This is a genomic window from Streptomyces spiralis, assembly GCF_014654675.1.
GTDB lineage: Bacteria > Actinomycetota > Actinomycetes > Streptomycetales > Streptomycetaceae > Streptomyces > Streptomyces spiralis.
Map to the genome: position 1 here is coordinate 79,035 of NZ_BNBC01000033.1, position 21,104 is coordinate 100,138.

The 21,104-nt window shown below is 71.0% G+C and carries 20 protein-coding genes, 1 pseudogene and 1 riboswitch; of the genes and pseudogenes, 14 read left to right on the forward strand and 7 right to left on the reverse strand.

Annotated elements, in window-relative coordinates:
• Positions 1–52 precede the first annotated feature (52 nt).
• The 3 genes and pseudogenes from IE318_RS29215 to IE318_RS29225 form a co-directional block, all read right to left on the reverse strand.
• A pseudogene (locus IE318_RS29215) lies at positions 53–975 on the reverse strand (LLM class F420-dependent oxidoreductase).
• A gap of 104 nt (positions 976–1,079) precedes the next feature.
• The gene (locus tag IE318_RS29220; protein WP_189905146.1) at positions 1,080–2,480 is read right to left on the reverse strand and encodes an NtaA/DmoA family FMN-dependent monooxygenase; all 1,401 of its coding nucleotides are present in this window, start codon (positions 2,478–2,480) and stop codon (positions 1,080–1,082) included.
• The gene (locus tag IE318_RS29225; protein ID WP_189905148.1) at positions 2,477–3,583 is read right to left on the reverse strand and encodes an LLM class flavin-dependent oxidoreductase; all 1,107 of its coding nucleotides are present in this window, start codon (positions 3,581–3,583) and stop codon (positions 2,477–2,479) included. Before IE318_RS29225 ends, IE318_RS29220 begins: the two co-directional genes overlap by 4 nt.
• A 344-nt stretch (positions 3,584–3,927) precedes the next feature.
• Positions 3,928–4,036: riboswitch (SAM riboswitch) on the forward strand.
• Between the two features lie 322 nt (positions 4,037–4,358).
• Here IE318_RS29225 and IE318_RS29230 point away from each other — a divergent pair.
• From IE318_RS29230 to IE318_RS29290, 14 genes are all read left to right on the forward strand, one after another.
• On the forward strand, positions 4,359–5,339 hold the full coding sequence (locus IE318_RS29230; RefSeq protein ID WP_189905149.1) for an amino acid ABC transporter permease: 981 nt from the start codon (positions 4,359–4,361) through the stop codon (positions 5,337–5,339).
• Positions 5,336–6,133, forward strand: coding sequence for an amino acid ABC transporter ATP-binding protein (locus IE318_RS29235; protein WP_189905151.1), 798 nt, complete (start codon positions 5,336–5,338; stop codon positions 6,131–6,133). Before IE318_RS29230 ends, IE318_RS29235 begins: the two co-directional genes overlap by 4 nt.
• 61 nt (positions 6,134–6,194) lie before the next feature.
• The gene (locus IE318_RS29240) at positions 6,195–7,223 is read left to right on the forward strand and encodes an ABC transporter substrate-binding protein (RefSeq protein WP_189905153.1); all 1,029 of its coding nucleotides are present in this window, start codon (positions 6,195–6,197) and stop codon (positions 7,221–7,223) included.
• Positions 7,224–7,312: 89 nt separating this feature from the next.
• A complete protein-coding gene (locus IE318_RS29245; RefSeq protein ID WP_189905155.1) occupies positions 7,313–8,038 on the forward strand; it encodes a GNAT family N-acetyltransferase in 726 nt (241 codons plus the stop codon).
• Positions 8,039–8,084: 46 nt separating this feature from the next.
• Positions 8,085–8,171: a putative leader peptide gene (locus tag IE318_RS46630; RefSeq protein WP_324605925.1), complete on the forward strand. Its 87-nt coding sequence runs from the start codon at positions 8,085–8,087 to the stop codon at positions 8,169–8,171.
• Between the two features lie 77 nt (positions 8,172–8,248).
• Positions 8,249–9,463: an LLM class flavin-dependent oxidoreductase gene (locus tag IE318_RS29250; protein WP_189905157.1), complete on the forward strand. Its 1,215-nt coding sequence runs from the start codon at positions 8,249–8,251 to the stop codon at positions 9,461–9,463.
• A 21-nt stretch (positions 9,464–9,484) separates the two neighbouring features.
• Positions 9,485–10,861, forward strand: coding sequence for an NtaA/DmoA family FMN-dependent monooxygenase (locus IE318_RS29255; RefSeq protein ID WP_189905159.1), 1,377 nt, complete (start codon positions 9,485–9,487; stop codon positions 10,859–10,861).
• A complete protein-coding gene (locus IE318_RS29260; RefSeq protein ID WP_189905161.1) occupies positions 10,858–11,949 on the forward strand; it encodes an LLM class flavin-dependent oxidoreductase in 1,092 nt (363 codons plus the stop codon). Before IE318_RS29255 ends, IE318_RS29260 begins: the two co-directional genes overlap by 4 nt.
• The gene (locus IE318_RS29265; RefSeq protein ID WP_189905163.1) at positions 11,942–13,090 is read left to right on the forward strand and encodes an LLM class flavin-dependent oxidoreductase; all 1,149 of its coding nucleotides are present in this window, start codon (positions 11,942–11,944) and stop codon (positions 13,088–13,090) included. The genes IE318_RS29260 and IE318_RS29265 overlap by 8 nt, the downstream gene beginning before the upstream one ends.
• A 211-nt stretch (positions 13,091–13,301) precedes the next feature.
• The gene (ssuE, locus tag IE318_RS29270; RefSeq protein ID WP_189905165.1) at positions 13,302–13,859 is read left to right on the forward strand and encodes an NADPH-dependent FMN reductase; all 558 of its coding nucleotides are present in this window, start codon (positions 13,302–13,304) and stop codon (positions 13,857–13,859) included.
• Positions 13,856–14,503, forward strand: a complete 648-nt coding sequence (locus IE318_RS29275) for an acyl-CoA dehydrogenase family protein (RefSeq protein ID WP_189905167.1) — start codon at positions 13,856–13,858, stop codon at positions 14,501–14,503. Before ssuE ends, IE318_RS29275 begins: the two co-directional genes overlap by 4 nt.
• 32 nt (positions 14,504–14,535) lie before the next feature.
• Positions 14,536–15,696 (forward strand): LLM class flavin-dependent oxidoreductase, encoded by a 1,161-nt coding sequence (locus IE318_RS29280; protein WP_189905169.1) that lies wholly within the window; start codon positions 14,536–14,538, stop codon positions 15,694–15,696.
• Positions 15,697–16,138: 442 nt separating this feature from the next.
• Positions 16,139–17,014 carry a glutathione S-transferase C-terminal domain-containing protein gene (locus IE318_RS29285; RefSeq protein WP_189905171.1) on the forward strand — a complete coding sequence of 292 codons (876 nt, stop codon included), beginning with the start codon at positions 16,139–16,141 and terminating at the stop codon, positions 17,012–17,014.
• A 434-nt stretch (positions 17,015–17,448) separates the two neighbouring features.
• Positions 17,449–17,988: a manganese efflux pump MntP gene (locus IE318_RS29290; protein WP_030172836.1), complete on the forward strand. Its 540-nt coding sequence runs from the start codon at positions 17,449–17,451 to the stop codon at positions 17,986–17,988.
• A 6-nt stretch (positions 17,989–17,994) separates the two neighbouring features.
• Here IE318_RS29290 and pqqE read toward each other — a convergent pair whose 3' ends face one another.
• From pqqE to pqqB, 4 genes are read right to left on the reverse strand one after another with little or no spacing between them, the layout of a single operon-like run.
• Positions 17,995–19,131: a pyrroloquinoline quinone biosynthesis protein PqqE gene (pqqE, locus tag IE318_RS29295; protein ID WP_189905173.1), complete on the reverse strand. Its 1,137-nt coding sequence runs from the start codon at positions 19,129–19,131 to the stop codon at positions 17,995–17,997.
• Positions 19,124–19,453: a pyrroloquinoline quinone biosynthesis peptide chaperone PqqD gene (pqqD, locus tag IE318_RS29300; protein ID WP_030172843.1), complete on the reverse strand. Its 330-nt coding sequence runs from the start codon at positions 19,451–19,453 to the stop codon at positions 19,124–19,126. Before pqqD ends, pqqE begins: the two co-directional genes overlap by 8 nt.
• Positions 19,454–19,458: 5 nt before the next feature.
• Entirely contained in the window at positions 19,459–20,157 is a 699-nt protein-coding gene (gene pqqC / locus IE318_RS29305) for a pyrroloquinoline-quinone synthase PqqC (RefSeq protein ID WP_030172846.1), read from the reverse strand.
• Positions 20,158–20,161: 4 nt separating this feature from the next.
• Positions 20,162–21,049: a pyrroloquinoline quinone biosynthesis protein PqqB gene (gene pqqB, locus IE318_RS29310; protein ID WP_189905175.1), complete on the reverse strand. Its 888-nt coding sequence runs from the start codon at positions 21,047–21,049 to the stop codon at positions 20,162–20,164.
• Positions 21,050–21,104: the final 55 nt, after the last annotated feature.

Here is a 21,104-nt window from a genome sequence, read left to right on the forward strand (position 1 = left end):
GGGGTGCAGGGGGGCAGAGGGCCGGTCGGGCCCGTAGGTTCGACCGGCGGGCTCAGTGGGCCAGTTCGCCGAGGAGTCGCCAGGTGCGTCGGCGGTCGGGTTCTCCCGCGATCTCGGTACCCGAGAACACGACCTCGGTGGCGCCGGCGTCGCGGTATCGGCGTACCTCGGCCTCGACGGTCTTCTCGTCGCCGATCACGGCCAGGTCGGCGGCCCGCCGGCCGCCGGAGAGTTCGATGACCCGGGCGTAGGACGGGATCTGTTCGTAGAACGCGAGGCTCTCGGTGGCCTTGGCCCGTACCGCGTCCACGTCGTCGGTGACCACGCCGGGCACCAGGGCCACGATCCTGGGCGCGGGGCGGCCGGCGGCCTCGGCCGCGGAGGTCAGGGCAGGCACGATGTGCTCCGCCAGCGCGCGCGGTCCCGCCAGGTAGGGCAGGATCCCGTCCGCCAGCTCGCCGCTGACCCGCAGCGCCTGCGGCCCCATCGCGGCCACCAGCAGGGGGACGCCGCTCTCGGCGCCCGGTACCCGTGCCGGGACCGGGGTGGTCGCGGTGAGCAGCTCACCGTGGAAGTCGGCCGTGCCGGTCTCGGTCAACTGCCGCAGGGCGGTGAGGAATTCACGCAGGCGCGCGATGGGGCGTTCGAAGGGAAGGCCGAAGCCGGTCTCCGTCAGCAGTTTCGTGCCCAGGGCCAGCCCGAGGTGGTAGCGACCGTGGGTAGCGGCCTGCGCGGTCTGAGCCTGGCTGGAGACCAGCAGCGGGTGCCGGCCGAAGACGGGGATCGCGGAGGTGCCGACCTGCAGGCCGGGAACTTCCCGCCCGACGATCGCCGCGAGCTGGGGTGAGTCGCGCCGAAGGTCTGCCCGAACCAGGCCGACGTGAGAGCGAACTCGGCCGCCTCTCGGGCCAGTTGCACGGTGGCGTCGACCTGGTTCGGCGCGTCGGACGCGTTGAGCGCTACTCCAACAGTCATGTCAGTGAGAACGGGCGCCGGTCGAACCCGCATTCCGGTTCGTGTGTGACAGCTTCTTGTCAGTCATGTGTGCTCACTCCTGAGGGGAAGGGCCATCCCGGTACTCAGCCCGCCTGCCGCCGGTCCCGCGCGGACCGGTGCGTGAGGGGGTCGCGCAGGCCGAGGTGCTCGCGCAGGGTGTTGCCGGTGTACTCGGTGCGGTAGACCCCGCGTTCCTGCAGTTCGGGGACGAGCAGGTCGACGATGTCGTCGAGGCCGTCGGGGATGAGGTACGGAGTGACGTTGAAGCCGTCGATCGCTCCGTGCCGCACGAAGTGGGCGAACTTGTCGGCCAGGCCGGACGGTGTGCCGACGTGCCCGCGCTGCGGGCCGAGCGCGATGACGGTCTCGCGCAGCGACCAGCCGTGTGCCTCCGCCTTCGCCCGCCATTCAGCCACGACCGCGCGCGGGTCGGCGATGCGACGTGCGCCGAAGGAGCCGTCGTTCTCGGTGACGACCGGATCCTCCTTCGGCAGTGGCCCGTCGGCGTCGCGGCCGGACAGGTCGATGCCCCACAGCAGCCCCGCGATCCCCAACGCCGTGGCCGGGGTGACCTGTTGCAGACGGATCCAGCGCTTCTTCTCCCGTGCCTCCTCCTCTGTGGCACCAATGATGATCTCGGTGCCCGGCAGGATCCGCAGGTCGTCGTCGGGCCGGCCGGCGGCGCGCAGGCGGGTGCGCAGGTCCTTGGCGAAGGCCAGCGCGTCGTCGAAGTCGTTGCCGTGCGCGGAGAAGATGACGTCGGCGTTGCGAGCCGCGAAGTCGCGTCCCTCACCGGAGTCACCGGCCTGGAAGATCACGGGGTGCCCCTGGGCGCTGCGCGGCAGGGTCGGAACGAGGTCGACGTCGAACTGCGGTCCGCGATGGCGTACTCGGCGTACGGCATCCGGCGCCGACCATTCCCGTGCACCCGCGGAGCCGGCGATCCCTCCGTCCTCCCAGCCGTCCCACAACGCGCGGGCCACGGTGAGGAACTCCTCGGCGCGCCGGTAGCGGTCGGCGTGGTCGAGGTAGCCGCCGCGGCGGAAGTTCGCTCCGGTCCAGGCGTTGTCCGTGGTGACCACGTTCCAGCCGGCGCGGCCTTCGGAGAGCAGGTCGAGGCCGGAGAGGCGGCGGGCGAGGTCGGCGGGCTCGTTGAAGGTGGAGTTGGAGGTGGAGACCAGGCCGATCCGGCGGGTGACCGCGGCCAGTGCCGCGAGCTGGGTGATGGCGTCCGGCCGCCCGGCCACGTCGAGATCGTGGATCCTGCCGTCGACCTCGCGCAGCCGCAGGCCCTCGCCGAGGAAGAACGCGTCGAACAGTCCCCGTTCGGCCGTCTGGGCGACCCGGCGGAAGGAGGCGGGGTCGATCTGGGAGCCGCTGTCGGGAGCGGACCAGATGGTCCAGTGGTTGACACCCTGGAAGAACACCCCGAAGTGAAGCTGGGCGTGAGGCCGGGGGACGTCGAGAGGATCGGTGCGGGTCATCGGGCGTCCTCCTGGGCGACCGCGGCAGCGGCTGCGAAGCGATTGGCGGGGCGCTCCAGGCCCAGGGTCGAGCGCAGGGACGTACCAGGCAACGGACGGGCGACGAGGCGCCGCTCGGACAGGGCCGGCAGCACGAGGCGGGAGAGGACCGGCAGGTCCTCGTCCAGCACCAGCGGGTGCAGCCGTACGCCGTCGACGTGACGACTCAACTCGACCAGCAGAGCTACCAGTTGGTCCGACGAGCCGATGTGCCGCAGCCGCCCCCGGTCGCTCCACGCCGCGTGCCGTTCCAGGTCGGTGACGCGTTCGGCTGCCGTGGCCTGCGGGGTGTCCAGCGCCACGTCGACCTCGGCGAAGACGCGGGGCGTACCGGCGGCAGCAGCGGCCGTGGCGGCCGACGCGAGGTCGCGCCCCTCGACGAGAGCGACGTCGAGCTGGGCGGCGGGAACCCGGTCCGGCCGGCCCAGGACGACAACCTGCCCCTGGGGCGGGCGCGGCACGATCGCCGGGCCCTTGACGGCATACGTCTCGCCCGTGAAGTCGATGTAGTGCAGCCGCTCGCGGTCGAGGTAGCGGCTGGTGGCCACGGACCGGATGACCGCGTCGTCCTCCCACGAGTCCCACAGGGCACGGGCCACCTCCACGCCGTCCCGGGACTCCCGGGCCCGCGCGGCGGCGTCGGCGATCAGCGGCCGCCCCCAGGCACGGGCCGCCTCGGGACGCTCCTCCTCCGTCACCACCCATCCGGCGCGACCGGCGGAGACGTGGTCCAGGGACGCCAACTGGCTGGAGACGTGGAAGGGTTCGGCATACGTGACCGGGACGACGGGCGCGATCCCGATGGTGCTCGTGGACGCCGCGACGAAGGCCGCCCGCTCCACCGCCCCGATACGGCCCACCGGATCCGGTGAGGCGGCGGGCGGCAGCACGCCGTCATCGAGGGTGATCAGGGTGAACCCGGCGTTCTCGGCGATGGCGGCGACCCGGGCCACGCGACGCGGTGTGAGCAGCTGGTCGGGGGAGTGGGCGGCGCGGCGCCAGGCCGCGGGGTGGGCGCCGTCGCCGTCGATCTCGACGGCGAGGTGCAGGGCGGGGCCGGTCAATGGGGTTCCTTCCGGGAAACACGAGGAATCGCGGCCACAGGGCCACGAGGAGACAGCCGGCGGGACGGCCGGCAGGGTCAGGCGTGTACGGAAGGACAGACGGCGGAGGAGGTACGGCAGTAGTCGACATGCCGCCGGGTGATGAGCCGCGCACCGGTGCACGCACCGCGCGGTGCCGCGCCCAGTGCGTCCATCAAAGCCTCCACCCGTCAGGAACTTTCCCGTTCAACGTACGTCGCCCGCCCCGGTGAGTGTCAAGGTCGAACATCACCTCGCCGGCCGTTCCACCTGCCGGACCGGCGTTGACAAGTGTTCGGGCCGTTGTCTTAACTACCGCCCAGAACGGTCATGAGCGTCAGCGACAAGCCCTGGCTTGCTGACCGGCAACCCTCCCATCGCGGTGGGGTGCCCCAGGTGACGACCCGACCGATGAAGCCTCGGTAAGCGCGAGGGCCCCCAGGGCCGGAACAGAGACGGTGACGCCATGTACGCAGCTCCCAGGACGGCCGCACGCCGCTCCCGGGGCTGCGTACCGTCATACGCGAACCTGCTCGTCGCCGATCGTGCCGTCGATCTGCTCCGCGTGAGCAGCGCACTGTGTACCGCACCGGGCTGTGCCCGCTGTCGGGGCTGACACCTTCCCGCAGCCCCCGCACCTCCTGACGCACCGCGCCCGCGCGGTGTGCCGTTGCCTCCCCGCCCCGGTACTCGCCGTCGTGTGCGCCCCCGCATGCCGCCGCGCTACCGGGGTGTACCCACCCAGCCGGAGCCCACCATGAGTGAATCCCCTGGCGCCACCGTCACCCTCCCCGAGGCGCCGACCAGCGACGAGCCGCCAAAGCCCCTCACAGCCCAGCGAGTTGTACCGCTGCGCCGTCCCGGGCGCTGGATCGCCACCGCGGTCGTACTGGTCCTGGTCGCCCAGTTCGTGCACGGACTGGTCACCAACCCCTTCTACCAGTGGGCCCGCTGGAGCTACTGGTTCCTGCGCCCCACCATCCTCGACGGCCTGCTGATCACCCTCGAAGTCACCGCCTTCAGCGCGGTGCTGGGCCTTGTCGGCGGCATCGTGCTCGCCCTGGCCCGGCTGTCGAGGAGCCCGGTGCTGCGCGCGGTCAGCTGGACCTACGTCTGGGCACTCCGCTCCATCCCGCTCATCGTGGTGCTGATCTTCCTCTACAACTTCAGCGCCCTGTACAAGACGTTGAGCCTCGGCATCCCCTTCGGCCCGGCCTTCTTCACCTTCGACGAGTCCAAACTCGCCACCGACATGGTCGTCGCGGTCGTCGGCCTCAGCCTCAACGAGGCCGCCTACGCGGCCGAGGTGGTCCGCGGCGGCATCCTCTCCGTCGACCAGGGCCAGCACGAGGCGGCCGCGGCGCTCGGCCTGCCGAAGGGCTACCAGTTCCGGAGGATCGTGTTTCCGCAGGCGCTGCGCTCGATCATCCCGAACTACGTCAACCAGCTCATCGGCTTGATCAAGGGCACCTCGCTGGTCTTCTACGTCTCCCTGCTCGACCTGTTCGGCTCCGCGCAGACCATGGGCTCCACCTACCCCGGCGACATCGTGCCGCTGCTGCTGGTCGTCACCGTCTGGTACCTGATCCTGACCAGCATCGTGTCCGTCATCCAGTTCTACGTCGAGCGGCACTACGCCCGCGGTGCCACCCGCAGCCTGCCGTCGACACCGCTGCAGAAGCTCCGCACCGGTCTTTCCGACCTGCGGACCCGCATCCGCCGGGAGGCCGCCGTATGACCGCCGAGACGCTCGAAGCCCTGGCGGACGTCGAAGCCGCCACCGTCGAGGTCCACGACGTGCACAAGTGGTACGGCACCCACCGGGTACTGGACGGAATCGACCTGACCGTCCGCCCCGGCGAGGTCACCGTCATCCTCGGCCCCTCCGGCTCCGGCAAGTCCACCCTGCTGCGGGTCATCAACCACCTGGAGAAGCCGGAGATCGGTCACGTCAGCATCAACGGCGAACTGATCGGCGTGAAGCGGCAGGGCGACCGGCTCAAGGAGCTCGGCGAGCGGGCCATCCTCACCCAGCGCGGCCGGATCGGCTTCGTCTTCCAGAACTTCAACCTCTTCCCGCACCTGACCGTGCTGGACAACGTGGCCGCCGCACCCGTGGCGACCGGCCGGCTCAGCAGGCCCGAAGCCCAGGAACTCGCCCGCGGGCTCCTCGCCCGGGTCGGCCTTGCCGACAAGACCGGCGCCTACCCGCGCCAGCTCTCCGGCGGCCAGCAGCAGCGCGTCGCCATCGCCCGCGCCCTCGCCCTGCGCCCCGGCGTCATCCTCTTCGACGAGCCCACCTCCGCCCTCGACCCCGAACTCGTCGGTGAAGTCCTCGCCGTCATCAAGGACCTGGCGACCAGCGGCACCACCCTCGTCATCGTCACCCACGAGATCGGCTTCGCCCGCGAGATCGCCGACCGGGTCGTCTTCATCGACGGCGGCAAGATCGTCGAGCAGGGGCCGCCCTCCGAGGTCCTCGACAAACCGCGGCACGAGCGGACCAGGGACTTCCTCAGCAAGGTCCTCTGAACCGCCGTATCCCAAGACCTCCCCACGCCACCCTCCTCACCCTCAGCGACAAGGAACGGCCATGCACACCCACCTCACCCGACGCAGCCTGATACGCGGCATCACCGCGGCGACCGCCGTCGCCTCCCTGGCCACCGGGCTCGCCGCCTGCGGTGGCAACAGCGACGCGGCCACCTCCACCGACAGCGCCGCCAAGGCCGGCGAGGTCGTCATCGGACGGGTCTCCAACGGCGCCGCCGTCCAGACCACCATCAAGGTCGCCGAGGTCAAGTCCATCAGCGCCGAACTGCCCGCCGCGGTCAAGAAGAGCGGCAAGCTGCAGATCGGCATCGGTGCCCTGCCCGCCGGGTTCCCGCCGCTGGCGTACGTCGGCAACGACCAGAAGACTCTCACCGGCTCCGAGCCCGACCTCGGCCGCCTGGTCGCCGCGGTCTTCGGCCTCAAGCCCGAGGTGAAGAACTCCACCTGGGAGAACCTCTTCGTCGGCGTCGACAGCGGCAAGGTCGACGTGGCCTTCTCCAACGTCACCGACACCGAGGAGCGCAAGAAGAAGTACGAGTTCGCCTCCTACCGGCAGGACAACCTCGCCTTCATCGTGCCGAAGAAGAGCACCTGGAACTTCGACGGCAACTACGAGAACCTCGCCGGCAAGACGATCGCCGTCGGCTCCGGCACCAACCAGGAGCGGATCCTCCTGGAGTGGAAGGACAAGCTGGCCAAGGAGGGCAAGAAGCTCACCGTCAAGTACTTCCAGGACAGCACCAGCACCTACCTGGCCCTGAACAGCGGCAAGGTCGACGCCTCCTTCGGCCCCAACCCCGGCTTCGCCTACCACAACCGCCAGGTGGCCAACACGCCCAACGCCACCCGCACCGCGGGCACCTACTCCGGCGCGGGCGCGAGCCTGCAGGGCCTGATCGCGGCGACGGCGAAGAAGGACAGCGGGCTCGCCAAGCCGCTGGCCGACGCCGTCAACTACCTGATCGAGAACGGTCAGTACGCCGAGTGGCTCAAGGCGTACAACCTCTCCGACGAGGCCGTCGCCAAGTCCGAGGTCAACCCGCCCGGGCTGCCGCTGGACAACTCCTGACCACCGCGTGCCGGGGACTCCACCGCCGCCCCGCGACGGAGTTCCCGCGCGCCGGACACCCCGAGCCGCACCCTGGAGACCGCCACACCATGTCCGTCATCACCCTCGACGCCAGCTCCTCGCACATCCTGGACAACCCCGCATGGGCCGCGCTCACCGGCCCCCACGCCCACTTCGCCGAACGAATCGGCCACGCCGCCCGCTATCACCAGGACGTGGCTCCCTTCTACGCCGTTGCCGACGAGGACGACCCGCGCGCCTGGGGCGACCTCGCCGCGCTCGTCGGCCCCGGTGGCACCGCCTCGGTGCGAGGCGTCACCGAGGCACCGGAGGGCTGGGAGGTCGTCGGCATCGGACACGGCGTCCAGCTCGTGGACACCGGCCTGCGAGCGGAGCCCGACCCCGAGGCCGTACGGCTCGGCTCCGACGACGTGCCGGAGATCCTCGACCTGGTCGCCCGCACCGAACCCGGCCCCTATCTGCCCCGCACCGTCGAGATGGGTACCTACCTGGGCATCCGCCACCGCGGCCGCCTGATCGCCTTGGCCGGCGAACGCCTCCGCCCACCCGGCTGGACCGAGATCAGCGCCGTGTGCACCGACCCGGCGTATCGCGGCCGGGGTTTGGCCACCCGTCTGGTCCGCGCCGTCGCGGCCGGCATCAAGGAGCGCGGCGAGCGGCCCTTCCTGCACGCCAGGGCCGACAACGCGAACGCGATCCGGCTGTACGAGTCGATCGGCTTCACCCTGCGCTGCCGCACGGTCTTCTCACTCGTACGGCAGACCGAAGCCGCCTTCCTGGAAGAAACGGCATAGCCGTGCCGTTGTCCTTGTCGAAGGCGATGACTTGGAGGTGGGCCGCGTGACACGTGTACCGCGTGCCGTACGCCTCCACAGCCGGCCCCACATCGACCTTCAGCGCGTGGCCGGCGCCCTCTGTTGTTCCTGACCCCGTTTCCCTCGCGCCGTGCGCCCACCCTCGTCGTGGGCCGGTGATCTCATACGGACCTCCAGGAAGGCACCTTCGTGTCCTCAACTGCCCCTTCACATTTGCACCTTGCCGTCGCTCTGGACGGCACCGGCTGGCACCCCGCCTCCTGGCGCGAGCCAGTCGCCCGTCCCCGGGACCTGTTCACCGCCGGATACTGGGCCGATCTGGTCGCCGAGGCCGAGCGCGGCCTGCTCGACTTCGTCACCCTCGAGGACGGCCTCGGCCTGCAGTCCTCGCACTACGGCGAGCCGGACGACCGTACGGACCAGGTGCGCGGCCGCCTCGACGCCGTACTCATCGCCTCCCGCATCGCTCCCCTCACCCGGCACATCGGCCTGGTTCCGACGGTGATCGCCACGCACACCGAGCCCTTCCACATCTCCAAGGCCATCGCCACCCTCGACTACGTCAGCACCGGCCGGGCCGGCCTGCGCGTGCAGATCACCGCCCGCCCGCACGAGGCCGACCACTTCGGCCGCCGCACGTTCCCGCCGATCAGCCTGGAGGAGTTGCGGACGCCGGCCGGACAGGAGCGCCTCACCGAGCTGTTCGACGAGGCCGCCGACTACGTCGAGGTCGTGCGGCGGCTGTGGGACAGCTGGGAGGACGGCGCCGAGATCCGGGATGCGGCCACCGGCCGCTTCATCGACCGGGACAAGCTGCACTACATCGACTTCGAGGGCAAGCACTTCAGCGTCAAGGGCCCGTCCATCACCCCGCGCCCGCCGCAGGGCCAGCCGCTGGTCACCGCCCTCGCCCACCAGACCGTTCCGTACCGGCTCGTGGCCCGCCAGGCCGACATCGGCTACGTCACCCCGCACGACGCCGAGCAGGCCCGCGCGATCGTCGCCGAGATCCGCGCCGAGCAGGAGGCGGCCGCACGCGGGGACGAACTCCTGCACGTCTTCGGGGACTTGGTGGTCTTCCTGGACGACGCGCAGGCCGCCGCGGAGGACCGGCGCGCGCGCCTCGACGCCCTGGCGGGGGAGTCGTACACCAGCGACGCACGCGTCTTCGCCGGCACGCCCTCCCAACTCGCCGACCTGCTGCAGGAGCTGGCGGCGGAAGGATTGAGCGGCTTCCGTCTGCGCCCCGCCGTCGCGGGCCACGACCTGCCCGCCATCACCCAGGGCCTGGTACCCGAACTACAGGCCCGGGGCGCCTTCCGCACCGCCTACGAGGCCGACACTCTGCGTGGCCTGCTGGGCCTGCCCCGCCCCGCCAGCCGCTACGCCGCAGCGACCGCCTGAGCCGGAAGGACCGCATCCACCATGAGCAAGCCGCTGAAGCAGATCCATCTGGCCGCGCACTTCCCGGGCGTCAACAACACCACCGTGTGGAGCGACCCGGCTGCCGGCAGCCACATCGAGTTCGACTCCTTCGTCCGCTTCGCGCAGACCGCCGAACGCGCCAAGTTCGACTTCCTGTTCCTCGCCGAGGGCCTGCGCCTGCGTGAGCAGGGCGGGAAGATCTACGACCTGGACGTCGTCGGCCGGCCCGACACCTTCACGGTCCTTGCCGCGCTCGCCGCCGTCACCGAGCACCTCGGCCTGACCGGCACCATCAACTCCACCTTCAACGAGCCCTACGAGGTGGCCCGCCAGTTCGCCGGCCTCGACCACCTCTCCGGCGGCCGCTCGGCCTGGAACGTCGTCACCTCCTGGGACGCCTTCACCGGCGAGAACTTCCGCCGCGGCGGCTTCCTGCCCCAGACGGAGCGCTACTCCCGCGCCAAGGAGTTCCTGGCCACGGCGAATGAGCTCTTCGACTCCTGGCACGGCGACGAGATCGTCGCCGACCAGGCCACGGGCGTCTTCCTGCGCGACGCCAAGGCCGGCGCGTTCGTCCACAGCGGGCAACACTTCGACATCCGCGGACAGTTTAACGTCCCGCGCTCACCGCAGGGCCGCCCGGTGATCTTCCAGGCCGGTGACTCCGACGAGGGCCGCGAGTTCGCCGCCTCCAGCGCCGACGCCATCTTCAGCCGGTACGCCACCCTGGAGGGCGGCCGGGCCTTCTACACGGACGTCAAGAACCGCCTCGCCAAGTACGGCCGCCGGCACGACGAACTGCTCATCCTGCCCGCCGCGAGCTTCGTCCTCGCCGACACGGACGAAGAGGCCGGGGAACTGGCCAAGGAGGTGCGCCGACAGCAGGTCAGCGGTGCCACCGCCATCAAGCACCTGGAGTTCGTCTGGAACCGGGACCTGTCCTCCTACGACCCCGAGGGCCCGCTGCCCGACATCGACCCGGACCTCAGCGCCGACCACATCTCCAAGGGCCGCGCCCAGGTCCGCATGTACCGTGACCCGCTGGCCACCGCCCGCGAGTGGCGTGAGCTGGCCGCCGCCCACAACTGGTCCATCCGCGACCTGGTCATCGAGACGGGCAACCGCCAGAACTTCATCGGCTCCCCGGCGACCGTCGCCCGGACCATCAACGAGTACGTCCAGGCGGACGCGAGCGACGGCTTCATCCTCGTCCCGCACATCACGCCCACCGGCCTGGACGACTTCGCCGACAAGGTCGTCCCGCTCCTGCAGGAACAGGGCGTGTTCCGCACCGACTACGAGGGCCCGACCCTCCGGCACCACCTCGGCCTCGCCCACCCGGACGAACTGCGGGGCGAGGAGCGGGCGGCGTCGTGAAATTCCTCGCCATCACACTCGTCGTGCACCGCCCGGATCCCATCACCGGGATACAGAAGCCGACCCACGACCGCTTCCGCGAAGTGCTCGACAACGCCCTGCTCGCCGAGGAGCTCGGCTTCGACGGCTTCGGCGTGGGGGAGCGGCACGAGCGGCCGTTCATCTCCTCCTCGCCGACCGTCGTCCTGAGCCATGTGGCCGCCCTGACGAAGCGGATCCGCCTGTTCACGGCCGTCACCACGCTCAGCCTGCTGGACCCCGTCCGGGCGTACGAGGACTACGCCACCCTCGACCACCTGTCGGACGGACGCCTCGACCTGATCATCGGCAAGGGCAACGGCGCCGCCCAGCGCGACCTGTTCCACGTCACGCCCGAGAGCCAGTGGGACCGCAACGCCGAGAGCTACGAGGTCTTCCGCAAGATCTGGCGCCAGGACAAGGTCACCGCCGACACCCGCTTCCGTCCCCCGCTGACGGACGCCGAGGTGTGGCCGCGTCCGTACCAGCGGCCGGTCCGGGTCTGGCACGGCAGCGCGACCAGCAAGGAGTCGGTCGACCTGGCCGCCCGCTACGGCGACCCGCTCTTCTCGGCGAACGTCACCAACCCCATCGAGCCGTACGCCGAGCTGATCCGCCACTACCGCGAGCGCTGGGAGCACTACGGCCACGATCCGGCGCAGATCGCCGTCGGCGCGGGCACGGCGGGCATCCACGTCGCGCCCACCTCCCAGCAGGCCCTCACCGCATACCGGCCGATCTTCGAGTCCAACCTGGCCTTCTTCAAGAAGGCGGGCCTGCCGGTCGTCTTCGAGACCCTGGAGGACTTCGTCGAACGCAGCTCCGCGCTGATCGGCAGCCCGCAGCAGGTCATCGACAAGGTGCACCGCTACCACGAACAGTTCGGGCACACCGTCCTCCACGTGCACGCCGACGCGGGCGGGCTGACGGAGTCCCAGCACCGTTCCTCCCTCGAGCTGTTCCAGTCCAAGGTCGCCCCCGTGCTGCGCCGCGAGATCCCGGACCCGCCGTTCGCATGGGGCCCCGTGCTTCCGGCAACACCACTCACCCAGGAGTCCGTCCATGTCTGACATCGCCCTCGGAGTTCTCGACCTGGTCCCGATCCCCTCCGGCTCGACGGCAACCGATGCCCTGCGCAACTCCATCGACCTCGCACAGCAGGCCGAGCGCCTCGGATATGCCCGCTACTGGTTCGCCGAGCACCACCTCAATCCGGGCGTGGCAGGCACGTCCCCGGCGGTCGTCCTGGCCCTGACCGCGTCCGCCACCTCCACCATCCGGCTCGGTTCCGGGGCCGTGCAGCTCGGGCACCGCACGGCGCTGTCCACCGTGGAGGAGTTCGGCCTGCTCGACGCGCTGCACCCGGGCCGCTTCGACCTGGGCCTGGGCCGCTCGGGCGGCCGCCCGCCGGGACAGCCGGCCGCACCCTTGCCGACGGCGACCCCGGTCGTCGACGGCCGCACCCCGAACGGCCTGTTGATCCCGCCCCGCTTCTCCTTCGAGCATCTGCTCGGGTCACCCCGCATCGCGCTGCAGCGCAGGCTGCTTCTGCTGCCGGGCGCCGAGTCACAGGACTACGCCGAGCAGATCGACGACATCCTCGCCCTGCTCGCCGGCACCTACCGGTCCCCGGAGGGCGTCGAGGCGCACGTCGTGCCGGGGGAGGGCGCCGACGTGGAGCTGTGGATCCTGGGCAGCAGCGGTGGTCAGAGCGCCGCTGTCGCGGGCCGCAACGGTCTGCGGTTCGCGGCGAACTACCACGTCAGCCCGGCCACGGTGCTGGAGGCGGTGGAGGGTTACCGGTCCTTCTTCCAGCCCTCCGAGTTCCTCGACAAGCCGTACGTCAGCGTCTCCGCGGACGTCGTCGTCGCGGAGGACGACGCCACCGCCCGCGCACTCGCCACCGGCTACGGCCCGTGGGTGCGCAGCATCCGCACCGCCGAGGGCGCCATCGAGTTCCCGACGCCGGAGGAAGCGCGAGCCCACACATGGACCGACGAGGACCGGGCCCTCGTCCAGGACCGCCTCGACACCCAGTTCGTCGGCTCACCGGGCAGGGTGGCCGACCAGCTGGAACAACTCCAGGAGGCAACGGGCGCGGACGAGTTGCTCATCACGACGATCACCCACGACCACACGGACCGGGTCCGTTCGTACGAACTGCTCGCGGAGGAATGGCGCCGCCGGGGTCACTCCCTCCCGCCGAGCTGATGCTCGCGGTCCCACGGCTCGTACTCCCGGTCGACGGCCTGCTGCCAGTCCGGCAGTGGCAGACCTGGAATGTCGGCCGACAGCGAGGTCACGCGGCGCCGGTGCTCCGCCGGATCCGAGCACGTGAGGCGGAGAAAGCCGCGTCCGAGCCCGCCGCCGCCCACGCCTGACCGCGGCCCGCACACGAAACGACGAATCGAAAGGTCCTCCCATGGCCACTGTCCTGTCCGTCTCCGGAAGCCCCTCCGCCACCTCCCGCACCGCTCGGCTGCTGCGCCACCTGGACGAGCGGCTCATCGCGCAGGGGCACGAGGTGATCGCGCTGGACGTTCGCACCCTGCCTGCCCAGGCGCTGCTCGGGGCCGACTTCGGTCACCCGGCGATCGTCCGGGCCACCGCCCTGTTCGAGCAGGCGGACGGGGTGGTGGTCGGCACCCCCGTCTACAAGGCCGCCTACTCCGGACTGCTGAAGTCCCTGCTCGACCTGCTCCCGCAGTACGCCCTGGCGGGCAAGACGGTCCTCCCGCTGGCCACCGGCGGCTCCATCGCCCACGTCCTGGCCATCGACTACGCCCTGCGCCCGGTGCTGGCCTCCATGGGCCCCGCGCACATCACGCCGGGCTGGTTCACGCTCGACAAGGACATCACCGTGGGCGAGGACGGCACGCTGACCGTCGCGCCGGGATCGGCCGAGGCTCTGGCGCAGGTCACGGACCAGTTCTCGGCCGCGCTGGGTGGCCGTACGACGCTGCTGGCGGCCGCCGGATGAGCGTCGCGCACGTCATCGCGAATGACGCCGAGGCCCTCGCCGTGGCCGCGGAGCCGGCCTCGGACTTCCGCAAGGGCGCCGCCGAGCGGGACGCGCGGCGCAGGCTCCCGCACACGGAGCTGGAGCGGCTGCTCGCCGCGACCGTGCCCGCCGGGTTCGGCGGCGCGGACATCCGCGCGGACACGCTCGCCGAGATCTTCCGACTGCCGGCCGCCGCCGACGCCGGCCTCGCCCGGATCCCGCAGAGCCACTTCGTGTACGTCAACGTGCTGCGCCGGCAGGGGTCCGAGAGGCAGCAGGAGTTCGGCGAACCGGCGATGAGAGAACGGGCTGCCGGAGCGTTGCTTCGCGAGACCGCCCGCGCGGTCGACGACGCCCGCGCCGGCCTGGCCGACGACTCGGCCGCCGAGGCCTCGATCGCGGTGGCCACCGCGAAAGTGACGGCTGCCGAGGCCGCCGTGGAGGTCGCCAGCGCCCTTTTCGAGGTCTCCGGCACCCGCTCGGCGCTCGGCTCCCTGGGGCTGCATCGCCATTGGCGCGACGCCCGCACCGACACCCTGTACGACCCGGCCCGCTGGAAGATCAAGCACATCGGCCGTTACGTACTCAACCGCAGCAGGCCACCCCGGCACGGCCTCCTCTGACGAACGCTGACGAACACCGATCGGAGCCCCACGTGTCCCTCACCTTCCACTGGTTCCTGCCCACCAACGGCGACAGCCGCCATGTCGTCGGCGGCGGCCACGGCACCCCCGCCACGGAGTCCGGGCGCGACCGGCCGCCGACCATCGCCTACCTCAGCCAGATCGCCCGCGCCGCCGAGGACCTCGGCTTCGTCGGCGCGCTCACGCCGACCGGCGCGTGGTGCGAGGACGCGTGGCTGACCACCGCCATGGTCAGCCAGAACACCGAGCGCCTGAAGTTCCTCGTCGCCTTCCGCCCCGGCTTCGTCTCCCCGACGCTCGCGGCGCAGATGGCCTCCACCTTCCAGCGGCAGACCGGCGGACGGCTCCTGCTCAACGTCGTCACCGGCGGCGAGAGCCAGGAGCAGCGGGCCTACGGGGACTTCCTGGACAAGGACGCGCGGTATCGCCGTACCGGCGAATTCCTGGAAATCGTCCGGGGGTTGTGGGAGGGCAGGACCGTCGACCTGTCCGGCGAGCACCTCCGGGTCGAGGACGCCAAGCTCGCCCGGGTGCCCGACCCGGTGCCCGAGGTGTACTTCGGGGGCTCCTCGCCGATCGCCGGAGAAGTCGCCGCCAGGCATGTCGACGTCTACCTCACGTGGGGGGAGCCGCCGGCGCAGGTCGCCGAGAAGATCGCCTGGATCAGGAAGCTGGCCGCCCAGGAGGGTCGCAGCGTCCGCTTCGGCATCCGCCTGCACGTCATCACCCGCGACACCTCCGAGCAGGCCTGGTCCGAGGCGGAGCGGCTGCTGGCGGGCTTCGACACGGAGACCGTGCGACAGGTTCAGGCCGGACTTGCCCGCAGTGAGTCGGAGGGCCAGCAGCGGATGCTGGCCCTGCACGGGGGTGGGAGCCGGGACGCACTGGAGATTTATCCCAACCTGTGGGCGGGCATCGGGCTGGTGCGGGGTGGGGCCGGGACCGCCCTGGTCGGCAGTCACACCGAGGTCGCCGAGCGGATCAAGGAGTACGCCGCGTCGGGGATCGAGGAGTTCATCTTCTCCGGGTATCCGCATCTGGAGGAGGCGTACTGGTTCGGCGAGGGCGTGCTGCCGAAGCTGCAGGCGCAGGGTCTGTGGCGGCACCCGTACGGGCAGCAGGTGGCCCCCGCCGCTCAGGTCCCCTTCGCCGGTGCCGGGAGCACGCGATGACCCGTGTGATCGCCGACGAGGCCGAGGCGGTCGGCGCACTGCTCGCCGCCTGTAAGGCCGGCCGCGCGGCCTGACCGCGCTGACGGTCCCGCATCTCTTGCATGGTGAGACGTCCCGGTGTGGTTCGTGCGGGCCTCTTGACTCGACTTGGCCGCGGCCTGACACTCCACTAGGGAATCCTAGTGAATTGGTAGGGAAGCATGGATCGTGCTGTGCTGGACCTCGGCAGCGATGCTGTCCGTGTCGCCGTCCGGCCGTTGCCCCTGCTCACATCCCGCCGTCACATCGATCTCGTACGTGTGTGCAGTGCGGCAAGTTCCCCGTACGTCGGTGGCCTCACCCCCGCCTGACCCTCCCGCGCACCTACACATTCCGGCCGCGCCGAAGCTGTCGCGCGCCGTCGCCGTCGTATGCCCGTGACCGAGCACTCCGAGGGAGACGTATGCCCGCCTCATCCCCGACAGCCGTGCCGTCCTTCCGGGGCAGGATCGGCTGTGACGCGCGCAGCGGTTACTACGCTGCGCCTCACCGCTACCGGCTCCACCTCTCGCCGTCCTGTCCGCACTGTCTGCAGATCGCCGTCACACACAGACTGCTCGGGCTCGACGACACCCTCCCGGTGACCCTGCTGCCCGCCGTGCCCGATGCCCCGGACGGCGGGTATCGTGCGCTGCGCCCGCTGTACGAGGCCAGCTCGCACCAGCATCCCGGACCGGCGGTGGCTCCGGTCTTCAGCGACGGCTGGACCGGCACGATCGTCAGCACCCACACCCCCGACATCCTTCGAGATCTCGCCCGGCGATTCGGTGGCCACGGCCCTGATCTCCACCCGCGCGGCGCCGAGGAGGCGATCGAGGCCGTCGGCCGGCTCTGCGAGCGGGGCATCACCCGGGCCGCCCAGCGCGCCGGCGAGTCCGGTGGCGACCCGGCGGCCCGTGACATCGCCCTGGCCACTCTCCTGCGCGCGCTGGACGTGCTGGAGTGGCGGCTCGGTTCCCGGGAGCGAGTGCTGGGTGACGAACTCACCCTCGCCGACGTGCAGTTGTGGGTCACACTGGTGCAGCTGGACACGGTGCACCGCCACCACCTGGACGCCGCCACCGTACACCGCATCACCGACCACCCCCGTCTGTGGGCGTACGCACGGCGTCTGACGGCGCACCCCGCCTTCGGCTCCCACCTCGACCTCGACGGCATCGCCCGCAGGCACCACGCCCACTGCCGGGGCGAGGAGGCGGCCGGCGCGGCGGTGCAGATCGTGGACTGGGCGGCGTACGCACGACAGGCGGCACCGGAGCCGGCGAGGCAGCCCGGTTGATGCCATGCGATCCTGCAGCATGCGGTAGGTCTCCGGATGCCTTCGTCGGGCGAGCGGTTGGGCTTGTAGGCGGCGATCCAGACGTCGGACAGGTAGTGGCTGCACGGCAGTCCCCGCCTTGGCGAGCCGCCGACTTGTCGGTCAGCAGGATTCCGCTCCAGCGGCGGATTCACCGTCTACCGGCCACGCCGCTGGACTCTGGCGGACTGTTCAAGTCCTATTTAATCGGCGGGACCGCCGGTCCGTCCGGCATTGGATTTCCGTCGATGCGGAAGTGTTTTCAGGAGCGGACGACCGTCAGGCGTCGCGCCCCGCACGTGACTCACCGAGTTTGGTCCGCGGACCTTCTGAGATATGATATTGATCATGGCAGGTAGCAGCCTGAGCGGAATCGTTGCTGCCGGCGTCGGTCGTCATCGGGCAGCGACGTCGCCATGATCTGGGAAATGCTGGTGCTGGGTTTCGTGCTCAGTCTCGACAATTTCCGGGTGTCGATCGCGCTCGGCACCGTCCCCTTCGGTCTGAAGCGCGCGGTGCAGGTCGCACTGACCTTCGGTCTGTGGGACGCGGTCATGCCCCTGATCGGGCTGTTGATCGGTCGCGAGATCGGGGAGTCCATCGGGAACGTCGCCGATGTGATGGGCGCGGCTGCGCTCGGCGGGTACGGTCTCTACCTCGTCATCTCGGCCCTTCGCAACCCCGAGCCGGACGAGTTGGACCACCCGTGGGCGCTGTTCGGCATCCCGTTGACACTGAGCCTGGACAACCTGATCGCCGGGGCGAGCCTCGGGATGCTGGGGCTTTCGCCGTGGCTTTCGGCCGCCGCCTTCGGTGTCATGACGGCGGTGATGTCGCTGGTCGGGCTGCAGCTCGGGCGGGCCGTGGCGCACCTGATCCGGATACGCTCGGACCTGCTGAGCGGTGTCACCTTGATCATCGCCGCTGCGGCGCTGCCGTTGGTGTTCGGCAGTTAGGGTCTCTCACTCGGCCCCGGATGCGGTCCGGCCCGCTCGGCCCGGGTGGCGGCCCGGTGCGTGAAGCTGGTGCGGGCGGGGGATCAGCGGAAGGTCGCTGGGCCGCGAGTCGGCGTTGGCGGCCTCGACCGCCCGGGCGACCAGGTCGTGGTCGGGCGACAGGTAGCAGACCGGGTCGGTGCGGGCGGCGTCGCCGGTGAGGAGGAAGGCCTGGCAGCGGCAACCGCCGAAGTCCACCTCCCGCCGGGGGCAGCTGCGGCAGGGTTCCGGCATCCAGTCGGTCCCTCGGAACGCGGTCATCACCGGGGCCTCGGCCCAGATCCTCGCCAGTGGGTCCTCCCGCACGCTGGCCCGCGGCAACGGCAGGGACTGGGCGGCCGGGCAGGGCAGGACGTCGCCGTTCGGCGTCACGGTCAGCTGCCGGGAGGCCCAGCCGCCCATGCAGGGCTTCGGATAGCGGCTGTAGTAGTCGGGGATGACGTAGATGATGTCCATGTGGTCGCGAAGCCGTTCGCCGGCGGTCCGTACGACGGCCTCGGCCGCCTCGAGCTGGGCCCGGCTCGGCAGCAGCGCGTCACGGTTGCGCCAGGCCCAGCCGTAGTACTGGGTGTTGGCCAGCTCCACCCGGTCGGCGCCCACCTCCTCGGCCAGGGCGAGCACGTCGGCGAGGCGGTCGATGTTGTGTCGGTGCAGCACCACGTTCATGGTGAGCGGCCAGCCCAGCTCCTTGACCACTCTCATGGCCTCGATCTTGCGGTGGAAGGACGGGGTTCCTGCGATCCGGTCGGACACGGTCGGCTCGTCGGCCTGGATGCTGATCTGTACATGGTCCAGGCCGGCGGCCCGCAGCTGCTCGGCCCTGGGACGCGAGAACCCGAGGGCGCTGGTGATGAGGTTGGTGTAGAGGCCCAGGTCGTGGGCGTGCGCCACGAGCTCCACCACGTCGCGGCGCAGCAGCGGTTCCCCGCCGGACAGGTGGCACTGCAGAACTCCGAGGTCCTCGGCCTCGGTCAGCACTCGCAGCCACTCGCCGGTGGTCAACTCGTCCTGGTAGCCGGCCAGGTTCAGCGGGTTGGAGCAGTACGGGCAGGCCAGCGGGCAGCGGTAGGTGAGCTCGGCCAGCAACCCGAACGGGCTATCCATCGCTGAGCTCCACCCAGTGCCGGGCGACGAGCCGGGTCAGGAACTGCCGCACCTCGTCGTCGGGGACGGTCTGGTAATGCGCGCCCAGCTCGCTCACGATCTCGGCCACGGTGTGCCGCCCGTCGCACAGCTCGAGGATGGCCGCGCCGCTCCCGTTCAGCACCACCACGGCCTCGGGGTGCAGCAGGATCGGACGCTGCCTGGTCCGGGAGAAGTCCAGCCGGACATGGCGCGCCAGTCGGGGCCGGTCGGAGCCGGACAGCCCGGCACCGGGTCGGTTCCTGGTACTGGTCCGGTTCGTTCCGGTGGGGGTCGTGTCCATGATGGTCACTCCGGATAGGCCTGGTCGACGGCGTCCATCAGGCTCCACAGGACGTCGCACTTGAACGACAGTGCGCCGACGGCACGCGCCCGGGACTCCGCGGAGAGGCAGTGCCCGGTGACCACCTCGAGGGCGTGCTCGCAGTCGCGGGGGGCCTGCTCCAGACGGGCGCGGAAGTAGGCGAGGCCCTCGGGGTCGATCCACGGGTACCACCGCTCGAACGCGGCCAGCCGCGCCGCCATCAGATCGGGCGCGAACAGCTCGGTGAGCGAGGACGCCACCGCCTCCACCCACGGGCGGGTCCGGGCGAAGTTCACATAGGCGTCTACGGCGAACCGCACACCGGGTACGAGGTGCCGGTGGTCCCTGACCTCCTCGCGGGTCAGCCCGACGGCCTCGCCGAGGCGCAGCCACGCCTCGATGCCGCCCTCGCCGGCCGCGGTGCCGTCGTGGTCGAGGATCCGTCGGATCCAGCGGCGGCGAACCTCGAGGTCGGGGCAGTTGGAGAGGATCGCGGCGTCCTTGCGGGGGATGTTCTCCTGGTAGTAGAAGCGGTTGGCCACCCAGCCCCGGATCTGCGGGCGGCTCAGCCGGCCGTCGTTCATCCGGACGTGGAACGGATGCTGGTCGTGGTACCGCCGCGAGTGGGCCCGCAACGCCTCGACGAAGCCGTCGGCGCCGGTTGCCGTGGCCGTGGTCGTCACGGCACTACACCTGGACCTCAAGGCCGTCCATGGCAACCTCCATGCCGTTGTCCTCCACGGTACGCCGCTCGGGCGTGTCCTCGAGGAGGATCGGGTTGGTGTTGTTCATGTGCACGAAGACCGTCCGTCCCACCCCCAGCGAGGGCAGTTGTGCCAGGCTGCCGTCCGGTCCGCCGACGGGCAGGTGGCCCATCTCCCGGGACGTCTTCCCGGCCAGGCCGAGCCGTACGAGCTCGTCGTCGCGCCAGCAGGTCCCGTCGATCAGCAGGCATGCGCAGCCCTGGATCTCGCCGCGCAGTGCCGGGGTCAGTGATTGCACTCCCGGCAGGTACACCAGCGTCCCCCCGCTGCGCTCGTCGGTCAGCCGGTAACCCACGACGCGGCCGTGGTCCGGCCCGGCTCCGAACCGGGCCCGCTTGCTGGTGGGCACGTCGAATGCCTGGCAGGACAGCCCGTCCGACAGGGCGAGTTCGGCGCCGGGGAGCACCGCGTGCCACTCGACCGGGCAGTAGCGCTCGAGCGTGCGCAGAATCCCCGAGCCCTCGCACAGGGTCTTGCGCACCGCCGGCGTGGTGTACAGCCGCAGGGCGCGGGCCTCGCGCAACAGGAGCAGGCCCAGCGTGTGGTCGAGTTCGGCGTCGGTGAGCAGCACCGCCTCCAACGGCGTCGTCCGGTCCTCGCGCGGGTGCAGGCCCGGGAAGGCCTCGATCTGGCCGCGCACGTCGGGCGAGGCGTTGATGAGGAACCACCGGCGGCGGTCGGCGCTGACCGCGACCGACGACTGGGTGCGCGCGAGACCGGCCCGGGAGCGGACCGCGGCGCACACCGGGCAGCCGCAGTTCCACTGCGGGGAGCCGCCCCCCGCCGCCGAACCCAGCACGCGCAGCAACACACCGCCACTTCCGTTCCTCGGAACTCCGGGCCGCCGCCGGCCCAGCCGTCCGTGG